We start from the raw sequence: 22,789 nt of genomic DNA, 5'->3' as shown, positions 1-22,789 counted from the left end.
CCCAGTAGTACCGAAGCACATAAAGTGTTATGTGTTCGGACTACGGGGCATGCCTTCCGCTCCAGTTCAATGCGAGGCGGACGGAAGGAGATCCGCTATGAGAAAAAGTCAAGTTTTTTTCCAAATTCAGCAAGGCCAGCGATACTCGGTTTTATGCTTCAACATCATCCAAACAACATTAACTAACTGATAACATAGGTAGACCAAAACCTACCTTCAATCTATTTTAACCCAGCAATCAAAAGAGCCATTGCAATATTCATAATGTTAAACCACATTTAATTATGCGGTCTTTTTTTTACTATGATTTTGTGATATTCTTTAATAAAAAGAAATGAAAATAGAAAATTTACGAAATAAGAAAATTTTGATTCTTGGCTTGGCAAGAGAGGGAATTGATACTCTCGTTTTTTTACAAAATAAATTTCCTGATCAAAAAATCGGAATAGCTGATAAGAATGAAAAGATAGAACTAGATAATCCCAAAAATACCATTCTTCATCTGGGGGATGATTATCTTAAACATATTAATGATTATGATGTTATTATTAAATCACCTGGCGTATCATTAAATTTAATCCAACCATACTTAAAGAAGAATCAAATAGTAACATCTCAGGCCGATATATTTTTATCTAATTGTAAAGGTTTAGTTATTGGTATTACTGGAACCAAGGGAAAAAGCACAACTTCAACTTTAATTTACAAAATACTAAAAGCTAAGGGATTAAAGTCATTCTTGGTGGGTAATATAGGGAAACCCGCTCTAAGTTATTTACTAAAAGATCAAGAAGATAGGATTTATATATACGAATTATCTAGTTTCCAACTAGAAACAATAACCAAGGGTCCCCAGGTTGCAATTATTCTTAACTTCTTCAAAGACCACTTAGATCAGCATAAAAATTTGGAAGAATATTTTAATGCGAAAAAGAAGATAACTTCCCTCCACGATAATGACTTCTTAATATTCAATTCCAAGGATCCTCAAGTAAAAAAAATGGCTTTGGGATCAAAGGCTCAAAAGATACCATTTGATCCAAATAAAGATCGCTTAAAGGTAAAAAACAAATTAATTATATCCGGGGAGCCGATTGCTATAATCGGAGAAATGTTTGGTGTTCCAAAGAATCTAATTATTTCTGAAATAAATAAATTTAAACCACTAAAGCATCGCTTAGAGTATGTGGGTAAATATAAAGGTATTGAATTCTATAATGACTCGGCTGCAACTATACCAGAAGCAGCCATTTCAGCCATAGATAAGCTTGGTCAAAAACTAGACACTATTATAGTCGGTGGAGTCAATAAAGGCTTTTCTACCAAAGAACTATCCGAGGCAATATTAAATAGCAACATCAGGAATGTAATTCTTTTCCCAGAAACCGGTAAGCAAATTGAGGAAGATATCTTAAAATCAAAAAAGAAAGTTAATTTATTCAATGCGAATGATATGAAAGAGGCAGTTAAAATATGTTTCTCTCAAACTAAAAAAGAGGGGATATGTCTTCTTTCTCCAGCAGCTTCAAGCTTTAATATGTTTAAGAGCTATAAACAAAGGGGAAATCTTTTTAAAAGAAATGCTAGAAAATGAAAAAGATAAACGCATCTGATTATACTTTAATATTTACCGTTGCCTCCCTTTTATTGATTGGTATTGTGGTTATCGCAAGCGTTTCTACTATGCCCTCTCAGCAAATTTTTGGTACACCTTACTATTATCTTGGAAGGCATATTATTCATATCTTAATGGGAATAATGGCAGGATTTTTAGCTTTTAAGGTTAAACTGAACCTGTTAAAAAAATGGTCTGTACCATTATTGGGAATAAATCTTGTTCTCTTAGTCCTTGTCTTAAAATTTGGCTTTAGTTCTGGTGGTGCAACTAGATGGATGCTTATTGGACCAATAATGATTCAACCATCTGAATTTTTAAAACTAATTTTAATCGTTTTCTTAGCAGCTTGGCTAGAAAAAGTAGCAGATCAAGCTGGTAATAAAAAGAAGAATAGAAAAGGAGATAGAGAAACAAAAAAAGCTTTTATCATTTCATTATCATTCTTTCTCATATCAACCGCCCTCTTGTTGGCTCAGCCTGATTTTGGAACTACTGTAATTATATTTTCAATTTTTGCTATCATGTATTTTTTAACTGGAACCCCTCTCTGGCACACGATAACTCTAGGATTAGGCGGATTAGCATCCCTAGCTATATTAATTAAAATAGCACCCTATAGAGTTGATAGATTATTAACATTTTTAAATCCTGACCTAGATCTAATGGGGAAAGGCTATCAAATTAAACAAGCTTTCATTGCAATAGGGTCCGGTGGCCTCTTTGGTCTTGGTTTAGGAATGAGCAGACAGAAATTCGGATTTCTCCCCGAAACAATGACTGATACGATTTTTGCCACATTTGCGGAAGAAACAGGATTTATCGGTAGTCTTCTTTTGATATCTCTATTGATTCTTTTTTTATGGATTGGAATAGGTATAATTAAAAAATCCTCCGATATGTTCTGTTCATTAATGTCAACTGGTATAGTCAGCTGGATTATTATCCAAGCTTTTGTTAATATAGGAGGAGTGGTTGGCGTATTGCCATTTACTGGAATACCCTTACCTTTTATCAGTTATGGAGGATCTCACCTTCTTACTGAATTAACGGCAGTCGGTCTATTGTTAAATATTTCCAAGAATAAAAGAGCATGAAAATACTATTTACTGGCGGTGGAACGGGAGGACACCTTTTCCCCCTTATTGCCATCATAAGAGAATTAAAAGAGATAGACTCATTAAATTTAGAGATGAGCTTTATTGGCCCAGAAGATGATTTCTCCAAGGAACTTTTTAAAAATGAAGGTATTTATGTAAAAAGAATAATGACTGGGAAAATAAGAAGGCAGGCTGGTCTCCTGGATTATTTTCAAAATATACTAGATATGGCTATCAGGGTACCAATTGGAATTATTCAGTCTTTCTATTATATCTTTTTTCTTTCCCCAGATTTAATTTTTAGCAAAGGAGGCCATGGATCAGTGCCAGCAATTATTGCCGGTAAATTACTTCAAGTCCCTATATTCCTACATGAGTCTGATGTTGCTCCTGGTCTAGCTAATAAGAAAATAAATAAGTTTGCGTTAGAAATATTTTCTTCCTTTCCAAAGACAGAATATTTTCCTCCAGAAAAGCTTATTTTCGTAGGCAATCCCATAAGGAAAGAATTACTGGAGCCGCCCACTGAAGGAGAACTAAAAAGAAATTTAAGCATCAAATCCGATAAGCCAATAATTTTCATTATTGGAGGATCTCAGGGAAGTGAAAGAATTAATGATCTTATTATGCAGATACTACCCCAACTATTGGATAAGTTTGAAATCATACATCAATGTGGGTTAAATAATTTTGAAAACATTCAATTACAAGCTGAATTTTTAGTGTCAAAAAGTATGAGAGAACATTATCATCTCTTTGGTTTTATGAATGAAAGCCAGCTAAAATCAGCCTACATTATGGCCGATATTGTTGTTAGTCGGTCCGGATCAGGAAGTATATTTGAAATTGCTTCTTTTGGTAAACCAAGCATCCTAATTCCAATACCTGAATCGGCCCAAAACCATCAAGCTAAGAATGCATATGCTTATTCAGATTATGGAGCAGGATTGGTAATGGAAGAAGATAATCTCACTCCTCATTTTTTCTTACAAAAACTAATTGGATTAATTAATAGTCCAAAGAGTATGGAAAGTATGAAAGAGAAAGCTAAAGAGTTTTCAAAACCCAGATCAGCAAGAATAATAGCTGAATATATTGTAGAATTTTTACGATAAATTTTTAATTATGGAAAGTATAAACAATGAACTAAAAACAAAAGCCCTAGAACTACTTCGTCAAAGTGATGTGAGGGTAAGGTTTGCTCCATCACCAACTGGCTCTTTACATATTGGATCAGCTAGAACCGCCCTCTTTAATTATCTTTTCGCTAAAAATAAAAATGGAACCTTTGTCTTAAGAGTAGAAGACACAGACAAAGAAAGATCTAGGCCCGAATTTGAGAAAGAAATTATTGAAGGTTTAAAGTGGCTAGGAATTGATTGGAATGAAGGTCCAGATAATGGAGAGTATAAGGGACTTTTTGGACCCTATCGTCAGAGCGAAAGATCTAAGATATATTCTATTCATATTCAAAGGCTAATAGATGAAGATAAGGCTTATTACTGTTTTTGTACCCCAGAGGAATTAGAGGCTCAACGACAATATGAGATGTCGAGGGGGGAAGCACCAAAGTATAATAAGAAATGTTCAACACTTTCTTCTCAAGAAGTAAGTGAAAATATTGGCCAGGGGAAAAAATCTATTATTAGATTAAGATCACAATCTAGTAAGATAAAATTTAATGACCTAATAAGAGGTGACATAGAATTTGATTCTAACGAAATAGGGGATATAGTAGTTGCAAGAGACTTGAATAATCCTCTCTACAATCTAGCCGTAGTTATTGACGATTTTGAAATGAAAATCACTCATGTTATTAGAGGCGAAGATCATATATCTAATACTCCCAAACAGATAATGATTGCTCAAGTACTTAATATACCATTACCAATATATGCTCACTTTCCATTAATCCTTGCTACCGATAAAAGTAAGCTTAGTAAAAGACATGGGGCAGTTGCTGTAAATGATTACAAAAAAGAAGGTTATCTTGCGGAAGCAATGGTTAATTTTATCGCCTTCCTAGGCTGGAATCCGGGAACAGAAAAAGAAATATATTCAATAGAATCATTAATAAAAGATTTCTCAATCGATAAAGTTCAAAAATCTGGAGCAGTTTTTAATATTAAAAAATTAGAATTTTTGAATGGATATTATATCCGACAAAAAAATATTGATGAGCTAACTGATTTATGCATCCCATATCTTATAGAGTCAAAATTAATAGAGGAAGAAGAGGGGATAACTAAAAGAGATTTTATTAAAAACGCAATCTCAATACACCAAGAAAGGTTGAAGAAATTATCCGAGATTTCTGAATTCGCTGACTTCCTTTTTGTAAAAGATATACAATATGATAAAGAATTGTTAAATTGGAAACAAATGAATAATGAAGAGATAATATCTTCGCTTGACAAATCCGAAAAAATATTGTCTGAAATACAGAATTGGAATAAAGAAAACATTCAAGAAGAGCTGATAAAAGAGACTGATAGAATAGGAGATAGGGGAAGTATTCTTTGGCCCCTAAGAGTTTCTTTAACCGGGAAAAGCGCCTCGGCAGGACCATTTGAAGTTGCTGAAATATTAGGAAAAGAAAAGTCTCTTGAAAGAATCAGAAAAGCAAAAACATTATTACTATGAAAAAATTGGTCATCTTAATGCTCATAATTTCATTAACTCCTTTTGTAGCGTTTTCTATTCAAACTGATATTCAACATCCCGAAACAATTGAAGAGGCACAAAAATTAGGAGAAGGGATATCAAAAATGATTCCGGGATTTATACGAGAAGGATTACAAGATGCAATTCCAATATGGACTAACATATTTTACACACTAAAAAGGCCCTGGGATCGCTACATTGCGCCATTATTCATAAATATTTGGGAAAAGATAAATAGGCCATTTAAAAATTATGTGGAAAGTAAAAGAGAAGTTTTAGATGAAGAATTAAAAAGAGAAAAAGAAGAAATAAGAGAAAGCGCCAAACAGGTTAGTAAAAGTGTTTGGCAAAGAATACTAGAAGGACTAAGAATAGAAAAATAGAAAAATGGTGGGGAATATACTCAAATCAATTATAATATGTTATACTTCGTATAATATAACTTTATCGAAGTCTAGTCTATGCAAAAAAGCGACAAGCCCATAAAAGACCATATTAGAGACTTTCTAGACTATTTAGATATAGAGAAAGGCCTTGGTAATAGAACACAAGAAACATATTCACGCCTCCTAGATCGTTTTCTTTCCTGGCTAAAAAAAAATAATTTAGAGAATATAAAACCGCACGAACTAAATGAAGAAAACGTTTGGAATTTTAGAGTATACTTATCTCAAAGAATAAATTCTAAAACAAAAGAACCACTCAAGAAAACTAGCCAAAACTATTACCTGATAGCTCTTAGGAATTTGTTGAAGTTTTTTACAGACAGAAATATTCAATCATTTCCTGCAGAAAAAATAAAATTAGTTAAATTAAAATCAGATGAAAGAGCTGTTAAGTTTCTTGACCTTGATCAAATAAAAAAATTACTTGGCTCCCCTAACCCCTCTACTCTAATGGGATTACGGGACCGATCGATCTTAGAAACCTTTTTTTCTACCGGACTACGTATATCTGAGCTAGTAAGCCTTAATCGTGACCAAATTAAAATAGAAGATAATACCGAAGATCTAGAGGTTGTAGTAATAGGTAAAGGAAATCGTCCCAGACCCGTTTATATCTCTTCTAGAGCCGTAAAAGGTCTTAAGGAGTACTTGAATACCCGAAATGACAAAGAAAAAGCCCTATTTATTAATTATAAAGGGCCAAAAAATGCATCCAAAAGGCTTTCGGTCCGTTCTGTAGAAAATATAGTTAAAAAATATACTGTAATGTCAGGACTTCCTTCATTTACCGTTCCTCATACATTAAGGCATAGCTTTGCTACCGATCTCTTATCTCAAGGTGTTGATCTAAGAGAAGTTCAAGAGTTTTTGGGTCATAAGAATATAGCTACAACCCAGATATATGCTCATGTCACCAGTAAGCGACTAAAAGATATTCATCGAAAATTCCATGGAGGAGGGGACATTGAGAAATAACTACTTACCAAATCTTCTTTGCCTTTTGGCGTAATCAATTAAAACGGCAGTAAAATCTTTTTCATTAAATTCAGGCCAGTATTTGTTGAGAAAGAATAATTCAGAATAAGCGGCTTGCCAAATAAAGAAATTAGATATTCTTTGTTCCTTGCCAGTCCTTATAATAATATCAAGGTCAGGAACCATCATGTGTTTTTGAACCAATTCCACAGTTATATTATCCGGAGAAGTCCCCTCTTTTGATATTTTTTGCATTGCGTAAACAATTTCATCTCTTCCTCCATAATTAAATGCTAGATTTAGAATCATTCCCCTATTATCCTTAGTACTTGATTCAACTTCTTTTATAATATTCTTTAATTTACTTGAAAGGTCATCTCTACGCCCTACTACCTTTATTTTTATACGTTCAAATAGAGGATTCTTCTTGTTTTTAAATTCATTTTTAAAGAATTTATCAATTAATCCCATAAAAACTTTGATTTCTTCCTTAGATCTCTTCCAGTTTTCAGTTGAAAAAATAAAAAGAGTCAGCATAGCTACCCCCTCTTTTTGAGCGTGAGCAATAATTTTTTTTACTGTTTCTAGGCCTTTTTGATGACCCTGAAATGGAAAAAGACCTCTTTCTTTAGCCCATCTCCTGTTTCCATCAACTATGATACCTATATGTTCCGGATTTTTCATATATGAATTCTTCGAATTCAAGATGGGGCTTTTCTTGATTTTTGGCAGTAATATATCCCAATGCAAAGGCCAAAAAGGACACTAAGACTACTCCTAGAAACAAGATAATATCATCTTGATAATCTTTGACAAATTTTAATATTTTTGATAACATTTTTATTATAATACTTTAAAACATATGGCAACGACAAAAGCATCGGGAACAACTAAATTGGGAAGAGATTCTCAACCTCAATATCTGGGGGTCAAATTATATGAAGGTCAGAAAGCAAGGGCTGGTTCTATCATTATTCGTCAAAGGGGATCAAAATTCCTTGCTGGGGTCAATGTTAAAAAAGGAAGTGACGACACTCTTTTTTCTCTCATCAATGGTTTAGTAAAGTTTAGCACAAAGAAAAAGAAAGGATTTGATGGTAAAAGTAGAGTTGTAAAAGTTGTCAGCGTTAATCCAGTCGGATAATTTCTTTTTTGATAAAATTCTTAAAACCGATATATTTATATCGATTTTTATCTTTTTAAGCAAGCTTTTATAAACTGATTGAATAACGGATGTGGGCTCAATGGTCTTGCTTTAAATTCAGGGTGGAATTGTGTACCAACGAAAAAGGGGTGATCTTTAATTTCAATTATTTCAACTAAATCATTTTCTCTGTTAATGCCAGCAAGAATCATTCCTTTAGATTCTAAAAGATCTCTGAAGTCATTATTGAATTCATATCTATGCCTATGCCTTTCTGATATCTCTAATGAACCATATGCTTTGGCACTAACTGTGTCCTTCTTTAGTTCGCATTGATAGGATCCAAGTCGCATAGTTCCTCCGTATTGCTTATTCTTAACAAGGTTCTTCTGTTTTGACATTATATCAATTACCAAATTTGAAGAATCGGGATTCATTTCTCTTGAATTAGCATCTTTTAATCCGCAAACGTTTCTACTAAACTCAATGACCGCTAATTGCATACCCAGGCAAAGGCCAAAAAAAGGTATCTTTTTCTTTCTGCAGAATTCTATTGCTTTAATCTTGCCCTCAATCCCTCGGTTACCGAAACCACCCGGTACAATTATTCCGTCATAATTCAACAACTCTTTTAATTTATCCGGGTTCTTTTCATACTCCTCAGCTGAAAGCCATGATATTTCAGGCTTTCTGTTATTACTCCACGCTGAATACTTAACGGCTTCTATAACAGAAATATATGAATCAGATAGAGTAAATTTTCCTGATTCAAAATACTTTCCTACTATAGCTATTTTAACTGGTTCTTTAACACTTCTTATTCTCTTAACCATAGACTGCCACTGCCCAATGTCCTTCTTCTTGGTTCTTAAATTAAATTTCTTTAGAATACGATCTCCTAAACCTTCTTCTTCAAGGTTAAGGGGGATTTCATATATCAAATCTGAATCTGGAGCTGAAATAACATCCTTTGGATCAATATTACAAAAAGTAGATATTTTTTTCTTTCGAGGGACGTCTATGGGAAGACTAGATCTTCCTAATATTATGTCTGCCTGTATCCCTGCTTCATTTAATGTTCTTACTGCATTCTGAGTTGGCTTAGTCTTCATCTCTCCAATCATAGAAGGAATGGGAAGGTAACTGACTAAGACAAAGAGGACCTTTTTAGGGGTTTTTAAACGCATCATTCTGGCTGCTTCAAGAAAGATAAGATTCTGGTATTCCCCTACTGTTCCTCCAATTTCAACTAGAATAAAGTCTGGTTTTTTATTTTTACCGGCTTTTAAGATTCTATTTATAACTTCGTTTGGAATATGAGGAACAACTTCTACACACTTTCCCTTATATCCCAAATTCCTCTCTCTTTTGATTACTTCGAGATAGACCTTTCCAGTAGTCATGTAATTGTCTTTTGACAAATCATCTGAAAAGAATCTCTCGTAATTACCGATGTCTTGATCTGATTCTATGCCATCATCTGTAACAAAGACTTCGCCATGTTCAATTGGATTCATGGTTCCGGCATCCACATTAACATAAGGATCTATCTTAACTGCTGTAACTTTAAATCCCCTGCTTTGTAATATTCTTCCAATACTTGAGACTGTAATCCCCTTTCCTATTCCGGACATAACACCGCCTGCGACAAATATTATTCTTGGCATAAAAATAAATAGATATCATAGATACATGAGAGACAACGTTTAGGATGACTATCAGATAACTACAAATAGCTACTTTTCTTCGTTTATTAGAACTTTTATAGATACTTCCAAGTTATGTTCAAAAGATAATTTTACATTAAATTCACCTAATTTCTTTATTGGCTCCTTTAATTCAATTTGGTTCTTATCCACTTCAAAACCCATTCCCTTTAACTTTTCTTTAATCTTAACAGCAGTTATTGATTCAAATAATTGATCTTTTTCTCCAATCTTCACATCAAAAGAAACCTCTAGTCCATCAATTTTTGAAACTAATGCCTGAACCTTTTTTAGGCTATCTTCTTGCTTCTTTTGGTCTGTCTCTAATTGAATATCTAACCATTGGAGAGCTTCTCTGGTCGCTGGACGAGCCAAATTATTAGGTATTAAATAATTCATCGCATAACCGTCCTTAACTTCCTTAACATCATATTTCTTACCGATTTTTTCAACGTTTTTAATAAGTATTACTTTCATGTTTTTGATTTATTTTACCGTTATTTTATATCATTCCCCGCATTACTTCAATAGCTTTGTCTAACTGAGGATCTCGTCCAGCTTCGTAATCCTCAATGGTCATCTCTACCTCATAATCTGGAGTTAATCCTTTTTTAGTTATAGTGTATCCATTTGGAGTCAACCAATTAGCAATAGTTATTTTAATTGATGACCCGTCCCGTAATTTTTTTAGCTTTTGTATAGATCCTTTTCCAAAAGAAGTTTCACCGACAATAAGCGCATTATTATGATACCTAACAGCACCCGCTAAAATTTCAGAAGCAGATGCTGATCCCTGATTCATAATAACAACTAAAGGATAATGAGAAAGACTGCCATTTCCTTTTGACCTGAATTCATGCATAACTCGACCATCATCTTCTATCACAAAAACATCCCCCCTGTTTAAAAACCATCCTCCAATATTCTGCGAAACGTCTAAATATCCTCCTGAATTATTTCTTAAATCTAAGATTAATCCTTTAGCCGGACTATTAATTAAATCTAAAGCTATATCTCTAAAATTGGAATCCGTATTTCGATGAAAATGATAAAAGCTAATATGGGCAATGTTGCCTTCTAATAGTTCCCACTCCAATGATGGTGAAACTATTGTATCTCTAATAATCTCTACTTCTCGTGATTTATCCCATTCACTTCTTAATACCGTTAAAACAACTTTAGTTCCTCTTGGCCCTCTTATCATTCCTATAGCCTCTTCAACAGAAAGGCCATCAGTTTCAACACCGTCTATCTTTAATATTTTATCTCCAGCCATCATACCAGCCTTATCTGCTGGAGTTCCCTTAAGTGGAGCTACAACCTGAAATTGATTATCACGTATATCTACCTCCATTCCAACTCCCTCGAAACGCCCATCGGTATTTTCTAAGAATCTTTTAGTGTCATCTGGAGTAAAAAAACTAGTGTGTGGATCTGAAAGAGCATTAGTCATCCCTGCTATTGCACCGTAAACTATATCTTGATGATTGATTTTATCAGGAAAGACATAATTATCTTTCAGAGTATTGTATGCTTCCCAGAATATAGTAAAATCTGCTCCTTCTGGCTGTTGATATCTTTGAATTATATTATTTTGACTTAACAGGTAACCAGAAAAAGCACCTAAGGCATATATTCCAAAGATAAAAATAATTCCGCTAATCCCTTTAAAAAATTTCATAATAGAAGTATTATATCAAAAAAAATAGATAAAGCAAATCAAACAAAAAAGGTTTCCTGATTAAATCAAGAATCTTTCTTTGGCAATTGGAAGGTTGATATTGGTGATGTTAATCGATTCAAAAGTTTGGGAGAGTTAACCGTAGAAACATACAAATCTATTTATTATTTGATTGATCTTCTAAAACCAGTTCAAAAACAGATTTAAAACAAAAAGAGAACATGAGACATTATATGGAAGTTGAGCTTCCATATATATTCCCAATTCTAGTCGTTAAAAGTCCCTCATCGTTGACTTTTGAGCAAGGCAAAGAACTTAATACAAAGAACTTATTGCTCAACGCAGTACAGCCTCGCACTATCAAAGCAATTAATTGTATTTGCATCAAACCAGCCGTTGTCATATTTATCTACTTGCCCTACTTTTTCATACCATTCCTGAGTCGTAAGCATCGGTCCAAACCATTCCTCACAACCAAATCCATATTCGCTTTTATAGCTTCCTGTCCACACGTATCCTGTTGTTATCTTTCCCTCTTCATCATATATTATTCCTGTGTTTAATGTACCGTCCCACAGATCTTCTTCGCTGGTTGCTATTATTTCCCCAGCCATATTTTTTAACACGTCCCAGTTATAGTGGATACGTGATCGAGCATTAATAGTATAAGTGGAAAGCAAAGCTATCCAGGTACCAGGTAAGCCCGCAGCTGAAGCCCTATTCATACATATAGTATCCGCACCTTCCAACCCACCCAAATTACTACCTTGCAAGGTACTTGTTACAAAAACTCTTTTAGTGTTTGGTATAGCTGTAGTTGTAACAGTTGGAGCTATAGCATCTTGATTGGCAATCCCATTGATTGGCACTTGAGCATCTCTTTCTTGAGAAACAACTATTACAAGAAGGATAATTAACGATAGAACAAGTGCTCCTGCTAGAATATATAATCTTTTTTTTGAATCCATATTTTATTTATTATTTTTAAAATCTTTAACGACGAATTTACTTGATTATAACGCAACTGTTTTTATAATCAATAGTTTTTGGTAATGTCCATACACATATGACGGTTTTTACCTCAAACCATTAAGGACGATGTATATGTGTATAAATATGCCAAAAATAATTAAAGAAGAAAGAGTTTATTTTTTAATTATTTTCAATATACCGATAGAATGTATATGGGGGTGTTTATTTTTACCATGAGGGTTGTCTTTCTTTTTTCTAAATTCCAAAAAGACTGCTTGATATTTATCTCGCACCTCTTCCAGCTCTTTTATTTTGGGATAAAAATATTTACCCCCCTTATGACTTTCTGCTATTTTATCATCTGACATTAATACTTTAATCAACATCTCGCCTCCCTTGTTTAGCTTATTAAAATATTTTTCAATCAACCCTAGCGCATCTTTTTTTGACATAAACATTAGAACAAAGTGAAACAAAACGGCATCAAATTTTCCTTTTAAATCAATTTCTCTTATATCTTCGTTATATAATTTAATAAATTTCTCTTTCTTTTCTAATAAAACACTTTCCTTTGCTTTTTCAAAAACTTTTTTGTCCTTTTCCACGCCAATCACATAATATCCCTTATTCGCAAAGAAGAGGGAGTCATTTCCCTCACCACAACCCATATCAAGTAACACTTTCCTGTTTTCTGGTTCTAAATTTTTATTAGACATCATATTTAATGTTAAAAAGTGGCACACTGATAATCAGTACGCCTATTACCGATAAACCTATCAGAAACGATATTTAAATGGTATTATAACATATAATAATGAAATGTTAGAACTAATTTCCCCCCCACCTTTAATAATTATTCTATTAGTTTTTTTACCATTTCTAATTATATTTTTCTCCCCAAGTTCAATAAAGGCTGCTTTATCTGGGGCACCGTTTTTACCCACTTCTAAAAATATAGTTCGTAAAGCGCTAAAAGAAGCTGATTTGAAGCGAGGTGAAAAATTGTATGATTTGGGATGTGGTACAGGAACAGTTTTAATAATTGGAGAAAAAGAGTTTGGAGCAAAAGTAGTGGGATTTGAATATTCTTCTCCCCTTTTTTATTTATCTAAAATAAATTTTTTGATTAATAGAATTAAAGATGGGATTATAAATAAAGGTGATTTTTACCAAGCAGACATAAAAGATGCCGATGTTATTTATTTATTTTTAACCCCAAGAGCGTTTAAAAAATTAGAAAACAAGATTAAAACAGAAACTAAAATTGGAGCGAGAATTATTACCTTTTCTTCGCCTCTTCTTTTTTGGCAACCTGAAAAAGTAGTGCCTCTCAAGGAGCGGAAGAATAAAATAAATCTTTATTTATACGTTAGAAAATAATATAGGCAAATGGGGATATGCTATGTAATAATATCCTAAAAATAATTAATTTATCGAAGTTATCGATTTCTTCATTAACTCCAGGGCCTTTTTTCTCATTGATATTTCATTCTTCTCTTCTTTTGTCATCTCTGCAAAGGTTTTTGAGCTACCGTCTGGAATGAATATGGGATCCCATCCGAATACATCATCTCCTCGAACAGAATCTGATATCTTTCCCTTTATTGTCCCGATGAAAGAATGGGTTTTTTCCCCGTCAAAGAATGCAACAGCGGTTTTTGCAACTGCAGACCTATCTTCAAATCCTGCCATCATTTTAATTAGGCCCTCATTACCAACCGTATCAAGGAACCATTTCACAAGAGCTCCTGGTAGTCCATTCCATCCATTGAATTCAATTGCGGTATCTTCGACAAGAACTGTTTTACCAGTTTTATTAAACGCGTCTTGAGCTTTTTCTGATATTATCTTAGAGAGATCTATTGCTTGTGGCTCATAAAGATCAATAGCTATTTGTTCTAGCTCATAGCCAAGAATAGCATTTACTTCCTTAATTTTGTTTAGATTTTTTGTTGCGAAATATTTTGGCAACATATTAGTAGGCTATTGCAAAGTATGCCTTATGTTTTCCTTCAGACTTACAATGAATACAATCCCCGTCTTTTTCACCTCTTTCAAGAGGAATGCATCTGATGGTTGCTTTTGTTTTTTCTTTTATTTCCGCTTCGCATTCTTTTGATCCACACCAATTGGCATGAATAAAGCCACCATTTTTTGTAAGAGTATCTTGAAAATCATCCCAGTCTTTTACTTCGTAAGTATTGTCTGAAAGATTCTTTTCAGCTTTTTTAAAAAGATTTTCTTGGATACTTTCTAATAATTCTTTTACTTTCTTGGCAAACTCATTTAATTTTACTACTACCTTTTCACCATTATCTCTTCTAGCTAAAATTATTTGTTCTTGCTCTAAGTCTCTTGGTCCAATTTCGGCTCTTAATGGAACTCCCTTTCTTTCCCAATCATAATACTTTGATCCCGGCCTCATATCTCGATCATCAGTATGTGAAATAATATCTCCTGGAAGGGTATTTTTTAATTCATTAATTTTATTGGATAATTCTTCTCTTTGAGATTCTTCTTTCCAAATAGGAACAAAAACTAAATGAAGAGGGGCAATTTTTGGAGGCATGATAATTCCTGAATCATCTCCGTGAGTCATAATTAATCCACCGATAAGGCGAGTGCTTAATCCCCAACTAGTTTGCCAGACATATTGTTCTTCCTCATTTTTATCAAGAAATTTAATATCAAAAGCCTTGGCAAAATTTTGACCTAGATTATGGGAAGTTCCTGACTGAAGGGCTTTTCCATCTTGCATTAGAGCTTCAATGGTATAGGTCCTTAATGCTCCGGCAAATTTCTCAGATTCTGATTTAACACCTTTAATTACAGGAATAGCAAGATAGTCTTTTGCAAAGTCGGCATATACAGCAAGCATTTGAAGAGCTTCTTTTTCTGCTTCATCATGTGTTTCATGTGCAGTATGACCTTCTTGCCAAAGGAATTCCGTTGTGCGCAAAAAAGGCTTTGTTTTCTTTTCCCAGCGCATTACATTGCACCATTGATTAATCAAAATTGGTAGATCTCTCCAAGAATGCACCCACTTGGAAAAACTATCATAGATTATTGTTTCAGATGTTGGTCGTATAACTAATTTCTCTTCTAATTCTTTTCCTCCTGCATGTGTAACAACTGCTAATTCAGGCGAAAAACCTTCAACATGCTCAGCTTCTTTTTTTAAGAATTCTTCAGGAATTAAAAGGGGGAAATAGGCGTTTCTATGACCGGTTTCTTTGAATTTTTTATCTAATACTTTTTGAAAATTTTCCCATATTGCATAGCCATTTGGTTTAAAAATGATACATCCCCTAACCGGAGCATAATCGGCTAAATCAGCTGCTACTATAACATCTAGATACCATTTAGAAAAATCTTCGGATCTTTTTTTAATTGTTTCTTCTTGATTACTCATAAATATTATTTTCTTATCTCCCAATTATTATTACTTTCAATGTTTTTTATTATTCTGTCTTGGAAAGAATTTATCTCTTCTGCTGTTAGTGTTCTATTGGCTTGAAAAGTTAATCTAAGCGCCATGTTTTTCTTACCCGAGGGAATTTCTTTTCCTTCATAAATATCAAATAATCTTACATCTCTTAAAAAATCTAACTTTAGGCTGTTTATAAGATTTATAACTTCTTGGTATTCAGTCTTTTGTGGAACAAGAATAGATAAGTCTCTTGTTACTTCTGGGAATTTAGTTATTTGCTTATAATATTTATCCTCGGTTGCAAGCATCTTTATTTTATCAAAATCAAGACTAAAAACAGTGACTGAAGAGTTAATCTTTAGGTCTTTTAAAAATGCGGGAGAAACTTCTCCTAAAAACCCTAATTCATTTCCATTAATTATTACCGATGATTTTTTCATTAAGTGAAGGTAAATAGAATCAATGTTATTCTGGTAATCAATATTTTCTATTCCCATTTCTTCCAGGATAAACTCAACGATTCCTTTAGCATCAAGAAATGAGCCTTCTGTAATTGCTCCGGTAAGCACCTTTCTTTCATCAACTTTTTCATTCTTAGTGATAAAAACATTTCCTAGTTCAAAAATCTTTATATCATCAAAGTGTTTCTCATTGTCTTTAATATTCTTAATGATATGTGGGGTTAATTCTGGTCTTAAATATTTTTGTTCTAAGCTAACCGGACTCTCTACTTCAGTAATATTATCTTTTGAATAGCCGAAGTTATTGAATTGCTCTTCACTGATACAGCTATAGTTATAAATTTCAGAAAAACCAATAGATCTTAAGTTGTTTTTAATATTATCCTCCCAAAAAAGGCTCATATTTCTTTTTGGAGAAACAATCTCAAGGCTAGGAAATTTTATTTGTATATTCTCATAACCATAGAGGCGCCCTATTTCTTCAATTAAATCTTCTTGAATTGAGACATCCACTCGTCTAGTTGGAACTTCAACTTCTATTATTTGATCAGTTTCTTTTTTGATTTCAAAGAAAAGACTTTTTAGGATTTTTTTAATTTGGCTCTTTGGTATCATTATCCCCAACAAGCTTTCAGTCTTATCTAGATTTAATTTTATAGTTTTTGGCTTTATCTTCTCTGGATAAAAATCAATCAATCCTTTTGCAGCATCACCACCTGCTATTTCTTGTATTAAGCCAATCGCCCTTGTGGCGGCTATTTCAGTTAGATTTGGATCCATGCCGTTTTCAAACCTTACTGATGCATCAGTTCTTAGTTTTAATTTAGCCGATCCCCTTCTTACAATTAATCGATTAAAGTTAGCTGATTCTAGAAGAATATTTTTTGTGTTTTCATCTACTTCTGCCGTCTTGCCCCCTTTAATTCCAGCAATGGCAAGGATATTGTTATCATCAGCTATAACAAGGATGTCTTTATCTAGCTCATATTTTTTATTATCTAGAGTGGTTATACTTTCTCCTTTTTTAGATTTTCGTACAATTATTTTATTTGATACCTTATCTAGGTCAAAAACATGAAGAGGTTGACCTGTTTCAAGCATCACATAATTGGCTATATCTACAATATTATTTATAGATTGTAAGCCACATGATTCAATTCTTTCCCTAATCCATTTAGGAGTTGGTCCAACTTTTACATTTTTTATTACTCTTGCAGTATATCTTAAGCAATCATTTCGAACATCTAATGAAATTTCTTTGTTTGCAGGACCTTCTTTTAGTTTAGGGACTGGTTCTTTTATCTTAATGCCTGTTATGGCTGAAATTTCCCTAGCTACTCCTAGGTGCGAGAGACAATCCCCCGCTCTACTTGGTAAAATACTTATATCAAGAACTTGGTCATTATTCTTTTTATCTATTTCTTCAACTTCAAAAAAGCGGATATTAAAAAGATCTGCCATTTTTTTTGGCTCAGGTAATTTTTCTTTAAAAAAAGATTGTAGCCAGTTATAGGATAATTTCATGTTAGAATTGGTTTAAAAATCTTAAATCGCCGTTATAGAATAACCTTACGTCATCTATCTTGTATTTCATCATAGCTAGCCTATCCCAGCCGAATCCAAAAGCAAATCCTTGCCATTGGTCAGGGTCAACACCGGAATTTTTTAATACATTAGGATGGACCATTCCAGCTCCCATTACCTCTAGCCATCCAGTTTGTGAACAGACTGAACATCCCTTTCCATCACAAGTTGTACAGGCCATGTCTACTTCAAAGGAGGGCTCAGTAAAGGGGAAAAAAGATGGTCTCAATCTTATCTTAGAATTCTTTCCATAAAAGGCTTTACAAAATTCATAAACTATTGATTTGTAGTTAGCAACAGAAATATCTTTATCAATCATTAATCCTTCTACTTGATAGAAATTAACTTCGTGAGAGGCATCGGTAGCTTCATTTCGAAAAACTCTACCTGGTACAAGTATTCTAATCGGAGGCTTATTCTTTTGCATATGCCTAACTTGAACAGGAGATGTATGAGTTCTCATTAAAAGCTTCTCTTTACTGGATAGTTTGTCACGATCACTTTGTTTAATAAAAAGAGTATCTTGCATTTCTCTTGCCGGATGATCATCAGGGAAATTAAGAGCATCAAAGTTGTACCATTCACTTTCTAATTCTGGTCCTTCAACAATTGAAAATCCCAATCCTTCAAATATTTCTCTTACTTTGTTTATACTTTGAGTTAAGGGATGAAGATGGCCAATAGTAGGTTTTTTCCCTGGCAATGTAATGTCAATCCAATCTTTTTTTTCTTTTTCTTTTCTATCAACATCTTTTATTTCCCTGCTTACTTTCTCAATGTGATCAATGACTAGTTGTTTTAATACGTTTACCACTCCCCCAATTTTAATCTTTTCTTCACTGGTTAATCCAGAAAAAGAACGAAAGACCAAAGAGATCTTTCCATCCTTATCAAGGTATTTTTTGTATAAAGAATTAATATCTTCAACAGTTTTGGCGGCAACTATATCTTTCTCTATTTCTTTTCTTAGTTCTTCTATATCAATCATGAGAATGAATGTAATGAATATATTTTATTATAGCTTAATTTTGAATAAAAAAAAGTTCTCTATTTCTTCTCTATTCCTAATCCAACATCTTCTCCTTCGATTTTAATATCTTTTTTAAGCTCGGCTGATTCAATACCAAACTCAATACCCTCACTTAAGGTATCGTTCATAATATCTTGAGCAAATTTCTCAAAAGTTTCACGAACAAGGTCACTCTCGGTTTCGTAATAAATTTTAGTTCTATCAGAAAGAGATAATCCGGCATCTTTTCTGAGTCCATTTGTAAAGCGAACGATTTCACGTTTTACTCCCTCAAGTTTTAATTCTTTAGTAATAGTGGTATTGAGTGAAACACTGACCTCACCATCACCACTTTCACTAACAATGCTTTTAATATTTAGCTCGTCTTTCAATAATTCTTCATGCTCCTTTTTTAGACTATAATTTACTATCTTTAATTCTGAAAGTGGTTGGCGCACCTTAATTCCAGCCTTATCACGCTTGGCCAGTCCAAGCTCAACTATTTTTCTGATATTTTCCATGTCAGATAGAATCAATAATTCTTCGCTACTAATTAGTTCTTTTTCTGGCCACTTCTCTAAGTGAACAGACTTATTTTCATCAGAAAAATTATTACCGGTTATTCTTTGCCATAGATTTTCTGCAATAAATGGCATAAATGGGGCTATAATTTTTGTGACTTCAACGAGTACATATTTGGTTGTTTCTAGTGCCTCTTTTTTATCAAGGTCATTGTCAGATTTAAATCTATCGCGAGATCGTCTAAGATACCAGGTTGATAGGTCGTTTATAAATTCGGTAATTGATCGTGTTGAGCGCGGAATATTGTATCTTTCCATATTATTTGTCACTTCTTCTATGAGTTGTTTTAATCTTGTTAAAATCCATTGATCTAAAATGTTTTTTGAATTAGCGTTACTTTCATTAATTCCATCTGTGATGAATAATTCATAGAATTTATAAACATTCCAAAGAGGCATCACATTTTTCCTAAATGATTCTCTGGTTTCTTTTTCGTTAAAGAATAAGTTTTCGGCATGCATTAAGGGTGAGTTCATAAGATAAAATCTTAGAACATCAGCGCCCAATTCATCAATTAATTTATTGGGGTCAGGGAAATTCTTTTTAGATTTACTCATCTTCTCTCCCTTATCATTCAGTATTACGCCTGTAGTAACAACATTTTTAAAGCTATTTTTATTGAACAATGAAGTACCAAGAACATGCATAACATAAAACCAAGCTCTTGTTTGAGATATATATTCACTGATAAATTGAGCTGGGAAATTTTGTTCAAATTTCTCCTTGTTTTCAAATGGGTAATGTAATTGAGCAAATGGCATTGACCCTGATTCAAACCAACAATCAAAAACTTCAGTAATTCTGTTCATGGTTCCATCACATTCTCTGCAAGCCCATGTTATGTCATCGATGAAATGAGAATGGATATCATTAATTTCATCAACTTTGCCTTTTGTCTTTAAATCTTGAATACTTTCCACTATTTCAATTTGTTCACATTTATCGCACTTCCAGACAGGCATTGGAGTGGCAAAGTAGCGGTTACGAGAAATATTCCAATCCGGAGCTGATTCTAATCCTTTTTCAAAACGACCATGTTTTAAATGTTCTGGATACCAATTAATATTTTCATTATTGGCTATCATATCTTTTCTTATCGTTTCAATATTGATAAACCAAGCAGGAATGGCGTTATAAATAAGTGGTGTGTCACATCTATGACAATGAGGATACGAATGAGTTATTTTCTCTTCTTTGAATAAAATATCGCGTTCTTTTAAATCTTCAATTATTAGTCCGTTAGCCTTTTTAAAATAAGTCCCGTTAAGTTTGGGAACAGTATCATTAAAATGCCCTTTTTCATCTAAAGCAGGAATAATTGGAAGGTCATGCTTTATTCCAAGCTTATGATCATCTTCACCATACACAGGAGCGATATGAACTATTCCAGTTCCATCATCTGTATTAACAAAATCTCCAGAAGTAACATAGTAGCCCTTTTTACCACTTTCCTTGATAGTAGGAATATCAAATAGAGGCTGATATTCTAGACCTAGTAAATCCTGACCCTTGTATTCATTAACTATTTTAAATTCAATTTCATTTTTAGTAAGAACTGCTTCAATTCTATCTTTTGCTAAAATTATTAGATCATCTTTAGAACCATTTATAGTTAATGCGACATAATCTATCTTTTCATCAACGGCTAACGAGACATTACCAGGTAATGTCCATGGTGTGGTAGTCCATGCAAGGATATGCAGGTTTTCATTAATTCCTAATTTTTCTTGTCCATTTGTTACTTTGAATTTTATATAAACACTGGTGTCGGTAACGTCCTTGTAGCTGTTATCCATTGCCACTTCAAAGTTTGAAATTGGAGTTTCGCAACGTGAACAATACAAAAGAACCTTTCTTCCTTCATACACAAGATCTTTTTTCCATAATTCAGAAAAAGCCCACCATACAGATTCCATAAAATTCGTATCCATGGTTTTGTATGAGTTTTTAAAATCAACCCATCTTCCAATTCTTCTGATCATAACTTCCCAGATATCAGCGTATTCCAAAACTCGAGCACGACAAGCCTCGTTGAATTTAGCAACGCCCATTTTTTCTTCAATTTCTTTCTTCCCACTTATCTTTAGATCAGCCTCAATAATATTTTCAATAGGAAGTCCATGACAATCCCATCCCCATTTTCTTTCAACCCTATACCCTTTCATTGTCCAGAATCTTGGAACTACATCCTTGGATACACTAGATAGAATATGGCCATAATGTGGCTCCCCTGTTCCAAAAGGAGGGCCATCATAAAAAACATAGTTTCCTTGTGAAGCATCACGATCAACTGATTTTTCAAATATTTTAGCTTTATCCCAAAAATTTAAAACATCCTCTTCCATTGACGGGAAATCATTGTTTTGACTTGTTTCTTTTGACATAACTTTTTTAAACTAAATTTTGTATTTATATGATATGATACACATTAAAGGACTAAAAAACAATAATTATTATAAGTTATTATAAAAACTGTTGAAGTGTTTTTTAAAAAAGCAAGACGAGGAATAAAAAATTTTACTAAAAAGTAGTTTTTTTAGTAAAATAATACTTAAGGCTACTTGATAACATTACTTTAAACTACGAATTATTTTTTCAACTTTGTTTTTATCTATTCTTCGAACATATGGCTTCACATTTACTTCATGAGATTCATTGATACCACTTTTAAGTGAAGTACTAACTATTGCTCCGTTTGCAAATTGAAACAAAGGTTTCGAATTATGCTCATCTGTCCCACTTCCAATCAAAATTGGGAAAGATCCAATCTTTTTTCGTAAAGATTCTAATTCTTTTATATCGGGGGCATTTCCCGTCCACTTACCTGTAATAATTATTGCATCAGATTTATTTTTAATAGCTAGCTTTGCAGAGGTTATTAAATCATACTTAGACAATAGCTTTGCATGCTTTACATGAATGTCCGTAAACAGGGCTATATTTTCAGCACCAATTAATTTTCTGAAATCTATAACCTTTTTGGGATCTCCTTCTACCGTCCCGTAATCTGTTTTTACCCTATCAACAAAAACTGGAATACGAATAAACTGCAAATCCAGTGTTTTTGCGATTGATAACGCTGTATGATAATCATTCCACAATACACTTATGCCCAACGGCAGGCGAGTCGCTTTTCTTAATTTTTCTCCCAGAAAAGTCATTGAACTAACGACAGATGGGCTAACAGAAATACTATGTGGAATATCATAATTATTCTCAAAAATAATTCCATCTACCCCACCAGATTCGAAAGCTTTTAGATCAGCAAGGGCATTCTTTAATGCAATGTCAAAACCGGGAAAATCTTTGTATCCTAAAAGAGGGGGGAAATGAATCGCCCCTATTATTATATTTTTATCATTTTTGAAAATCGTTTTCAGGGTATTTTTCATAAATTTTCCTCTAAAAACTTTGAAGTTT

Annotated in this window: 21 protein-coding genes; 8 read left to right on the top strand and 13 right to left on the bottom strand. The window is 33.2% G+C overall.

Features of this window, described 5'->3' with window-relative positions:
- Positions 1 to 334 precede the first annotated feature (334 nt).
- From KY054_02455 to KY054_02430, 6 genes are all read left to right on the top strand, one after another.
- Complete coding sequence (locus tag KY054_02455) at positions 335 to 1,594, top strand: UDP-N-acetylmuramoyl-L-alanine--D-glutamate ligase (GenBank protein ID MBZ1356609.1); 1,260 nt, start codon at positions 335 to 337, stop codon at positions 1,592 to 1,594.
- On the top strand, positions 1,591 to 2,712 hold the full coding sequence (gene ftsW / locus KY054_02450) for a putative lipid II flippase FtsW (protein MBZ1356608.1): 1,122 nt from the start codon (positions 1,591 to 1,593) through the stop codon (positions 2,710 to 2,712). The genes KY054_02455 and ftsW overlap by 4 nt, the downstream gene beginning before the upstream one ends.
- Complete coding sequence (locus KY054_02445; protein MBZ1356607.1) at positions 2,709 to 3,830, top strand: UDP-N-acetylglucosamine--N-acetylmuramyl-(pentapeptide) pyrophosphoryl-undecaprenol N-acetylglucosamine transferase; 1,122 nt, start codon at positions 2,709 to 2,711, stop codon at positions 3,828 to 3,830. Before ftsW ends, KY054_02445 begins: the two co-directional genes overlap by 4 nt.
- A gap of 10 nt (positions 3,831 to 3,840) precedes the next feature.
- Positions 3,841 to 5,358 carry a glutamate--tRNA ligase gene (gltX, locus tag KY054_02440; GenBank protein MBZ1356606.1) on the top strand — a complete coding sequence of 506 codons (1,518 nt, stop codon included), beginning with the start codon at positions 3,841 to 3,843 and terminating at the stop codon, positions 5,356 to 5,358.
- Entirely contained in the window at positions 5,355 to 5,762 is a 408-nt protein-coding gene (locus KY054_02435) for a hypothetical protein (GenBank protein MBZ1356605.1), read from the top strand. The genes gltX and KY054_02435 overlap by 4 nt, the downstream gene beginning before the upstream one ends.
- 78 nt (positions 5,763 to 5,840) lie before the next feature.
- Positions 5,841 to 6,800 (top strand): tyrosine-type recombinase/integrase, encoded by a 960-nt coding sequence (locus KY054_02430; protein MBZ1356604.1) that lies wholly within the window; start codon positions 5,841 to 5,843, stop codon positions 6,798 to 6,800.
- On the opposite strand, the gene uppS is transcribed toward KY054_02430, so the two are convergent.
- Positions 6,801 to 7,484 carry a di-trans,poly-cis-decaprenylcistransferase gene (gene uppS, locus KY054_02425; GenBank protein MBZ1356603.1) on the bottom strand — a complete coding sequence of 228 codons (684 nt, stop codon included), beginning with the start codon at positions 7,482 to 7,484 and terminating at the stop codon, positions 6,801 to 6,803.
- Positions 7,450 to 7,638 (bottom strand): hypothetical protein, encoded by a 189-nt coding sequence (locus KY054_02420; protein ID MBZ1356602.1) that lies wholly within the window; start codon positions 7,636 to 7,638, stop codon positions 7,450 to 7,452. Before KY054_02420 ends, uppS begins: the two co-directional genes overlap by 35 nt.
- A gap of 24 nt (positions 7,639 to 7,662) precedes the next feature.
- Between KY054_02420 and rpmA the strand changes: the two genes are divergently transcribed.
- The gene (rpmA, locus tag KY054_02415) at positions 7,663 to 7,944 is read left to right on the top strand and encodes a 50S ribosomal protein L27 (protein MBZ1356601.1); all 282 of its coding nucleotides are present in this window, start codon (positions 7,663 to 7,665) and stop codon (positions 7,942 to 7,944) included.
- Positions 7,945 to 7,991: 47 nt separating this feature from the next.
- Here the strand turns inward: rpmA and KY054_02410 are convergent, their stop codons facing one another.
- The 5 genes from KY054_02410 to KY054_02390 all read right to left on the bottom strand — a co-directional run bounded on the left by KY054_02410 (position 7,992) and on the right by KY054_02390 (position 13,019).
- Positions 7,992 to 9,611: a CTP synthase gene (locus KY054_02410; GenBank protein MBZ1356600.1), complete on the bottom strand. Its 1,620-nt coding sequence runs from the start codon at positions 9,609 to 9,611 to the stop codon at positions 7,992 to 7,994.
- A 69-nt stretch (positions 9,612 to 9,680) separates the two neighbouring features.
- Positions 9,681 to 10,127: a 50S ribosomal protein L9 gene (gene rplI, locus KY054_02405; protein MBZ1356599.1), complete on the bottom strand. Its 447-nt coding sequence runs from the start codon at positions 10,125 to 10,127 to the stop codon at positions 9,681 to 9,683.
- A gap of 25 nt (positions 10,128 to 10,152) precedes the next feature.
- Complete coding sequence (locus KY054_02400; GenBank protein ID MBZ1356598.1) at positions 10,153 to 11,331, bottom strand: S41 family peptidase; 1,179 nt, start codon at positions 11,329 to 11,331, stop codon at positions 10,153 to 10,155.
- A gap of 329 nt (positions 11,332 to 11,660) precedes the next feature.
- Complete coding sequence (locus KY054_02395) at positions 11,661 to 12,299, bottom strand: hypothetical protein (protein ID MBZ1356597.1); 639 nt, start codon at positions 12,297 to 12,299, stop codon at positions 11,661 to 11,663.
- Between the two features lie 177 nt (positions 12,300 to 12,476).
- On the bottom strand, positions 12,477 to 13,019 hold the full coding sequence (locus tag KY054_02390; GenBank protein ID MBZ1356596.1) for a class I SAM-dependent methyltransferase: 543 nt from the start codon (positions 13,017 to 13,019) through the stop codon (positions 12,477 to 12,479).
- A 103-nt stretch (positions 13,020 to 13,122) separates the two neighbouring features.
- Here KY054_02390 and KY054_02385 point away from each other — a divergent pair, with 103 nt between their 5' ends.
- Positions 13,123 to 13,683, top strand: coding sequence for a class I SAM-dependent methyltransferase (locus KY054_02385; protein ID MBZ1356595.1), 561 nt, complete (start codon positions 13,123 to 13,125; stop codon positions 13,681 to 13,683).
- A 45-nt stretch (positions 13,684 to 13,728) separates the two neighbouring features.
- Here the strand turns inward: KY054_02385 and rdgB are convergent, their stop codons facing one another.
- From rdgB to KY054_02355, 6 genes are all read right to left on the bottom strand, one after another.
- The gene (rdgB, locus tag KY054_02380) at positions 13,729 to 14,277 is read right to left on the bottom strand and encodes an RdgB/HAM1 family non-canonical purine NTP pyrophosphatase (protein MBZ1356594.1); all 549 of its coding nucleotides are present in this window, start codon (positions 14,275 to 14,277) and stop codon (positions 13,729 to 13,731) included.
- 1 nt (position 14,278) lies between these two features.
- A complete protein-coding gene (gene proS / locus KY054_02375) occupies positions 14,279 to 15,715 on the bottom strand; it encodes a proline--tRNA ligase (GenBank protein MBZ1356593.1) in 1,437 nt (478 codons plus the stop codon).
- Positions 15,716 to 15,720: 5 nt separating this feature from the next.
- Positions 15,721 to 17,718 (bottom strand): phenylalanine--tRNA ligase subunit beta, encoded by a 1,998-nt coding sequence (gene pheT, locus KY054_02370; GenBank protein ID MBZ1356592.1) that lies wholly within the window; start codon positions 17,716 to 17,718, stop codon positions 15,721 to 15,723.
- Between the two features lies 1 nt (position 17,719).
- On the bottom strand, positions 17,720 to 18,766 hold the full coding sequence (gene pheS / locus KY054_02365) for a phenylalanine--tRNA ligase subunit alpha (protein ID MBZ1356591.1): 1,047 nt from the start codon (positions 18,764 to 18,766) through the stop codon (positions 17,720 to 17,722).
- A 59-nt stretch (positions 18,767 to 18,825) separates the two neighbouring features.
- Entirely contained in the window at positions 18,826 to 21,753 is a 2,928-nt protein-coding gene (gene ileS, locus KY054_02360) for an isoleucine--tRNA ligase (protein ID MBZ1356590.1), read from the bottom strand.
- 186 nt (positions 21,754 to 21,939) lie between these two features.
- Positions 21,940 to 22,789 (bottom strand): BtpA/SgcQ family protein (locus KY054_02355; protein MBZ1356589.1); only part of this gene is annotated, 850 nt, incomplete at its 5' end.

Source organism: Candidatus Nealsonbacteria bacterium (assembly GCA_019923605.1).
In the GTDB taxonomy this organism is placed as follows: Bacteria; Patescibacteriota; Minisyncoccia; order Minisyncoccales; family CSSED10-335; genus JAHXGM01.
The sequence above is the reverse complement of the archived record's forward strand: the minus strand, read 5'-3'. Positions and strand labels throughout refer to the sequence as shown.

Excerpts from the sequence above, each read along its gene's own strand:
- KY054_02455 (MBZ1356609.1), top strand. The coding sequence starts at position 335 with ATGAAAATAGAAAATTTACGAAATAAGAAAATTTTGATTCTTGGCTTG.
- proS (MBZ1356593.1), bottom strand. The coding sequence starts at position 15,715 with ATGAGTAATCAAGAAGAAACAATTAAAAAAAGATCCGAAGATTTTTCT.
- ftsW (MBZ1356608.1), top strand. The coding sequence starts at position 1,591 with ATGAAAAAGATAAACGCATCTGATTATACTTTAATATTTACCGTTGCC.
- KY054_02435 (MBZ1356605.1), top strand. The coding sequence starts at position 5,355 with ATGAAAAAATTGGTCATCTTAATGCTCATAATTTCATTAACTCCTTTT.
- KY054_02410 (MBZ1356600.1), bottom strand. The coding sequence starts at position 9,611 with ATGCCAAGAATAATATTTGTCGCAGGCGGTGTTATGTCCGGAATAGGA.
- KY054_02395 (MBZ1356597.1), bottom strand. The coding sequence starts at position 12,299 with ATGGATTCAAAAAAAAGATTATATATTCTAGCAGGAGCACTTGTTCTA.
- KY054_02445 (MBZ1356607.1), top strand. The coding sequence starts at position 2,709 with ATGAAAATACTATTTACTGGCGGTGGAACGGGAGGACACCTTTTCCCC.
- KY054_02430 (MBZ1356604.1), top strand. The coding sequence starts at position 5,841 with ATGCAAAAAAGCGACAAGCCCATAAAAGACCATATTAGAGACTTTCTA.
- pheT (MBZ1356592.1), bottom strand. The coding sequence starts at position 17,718 with ATGAAATTATCCTATAACTGGCTACAATCTTTTTTTAAAGAAAAATTA.
- uppS (MBZ1356603.1), bottom strand. The coding sequence starts at position 7,484 with ATGAAAAATCCGGAACATATAGGTATCATAGTTGATGGAAACAGGAGA.
- rdgB (MBZ1356594.1), bottom strand. The coding sequence starts at position 14,277 with ATGTTGCCAAAATATTTCGCAACAAAAAATCTAAACAAAATTAAGGAA.
- KY054_02390 (MBZ1356596.1), bottom strand. The coding sequence starts at position 13,019 with ATGTCTAATAAAAATTTAGAACCAGAAAACAGGAAAGTGTTACTTGAT.
- KY054_02420 (MBZ1356602.1), bottom strand. The coding sequence starts at position 7,638 with ATGTTATCAAAAATATTAAAATTTGTCAAAGATTATCAAGATGATATT.
- rplI (MBZ1356599.1), bottom strand. The coding sequence starts at position 10,127 with ATGAAAGTAATACTTATTAAAAACGTTGAAAAAATCGGTAAGAAATAT.
- pheS (MBZ1356591.1), bottom strand. The coding sequence starts at position 18,766 with ATGATTGATATAGAAGAACTAAGAAAAGAAATAGAGAAAGATATAGTT.
- ileS (MBZ1356590.1), bottom strand. The coding sequence starts at position 21,753 with ATGTCAAAAGAAACAAGTCAAAACAATGATTTCCCGTCAATGGAAGAG.
- KY054_02400 (MBZ1356598.1), bottom strand. The coding sequence starts at position 11,331 with ATGAAATTTTTTAAAGGGATTAGCGGAATTATTTTTATCTTTGGAATA.
- rpmA (MBZ1356601.1), top strand. The coding sequence starts at position 7,663 with ATGGCAACGACAAAAGCATCGGGAACAACTAAATTGGGAAGAGATTCT.
- gltX (MBZ1356606.1), top strand. The coding sequence starts at position 3,841 with ATGGAAAGTATAAACAATGAACTAAAAACAAAAGCCCTAGAACTACTT.
- KY054_02385 (MBZ1356595.1), top strand. The coding sequence starts at position 13,123 with ATGTTAGAACTAATTTCCCCCCCACCTTTAATAATTATTCTATTAGTT.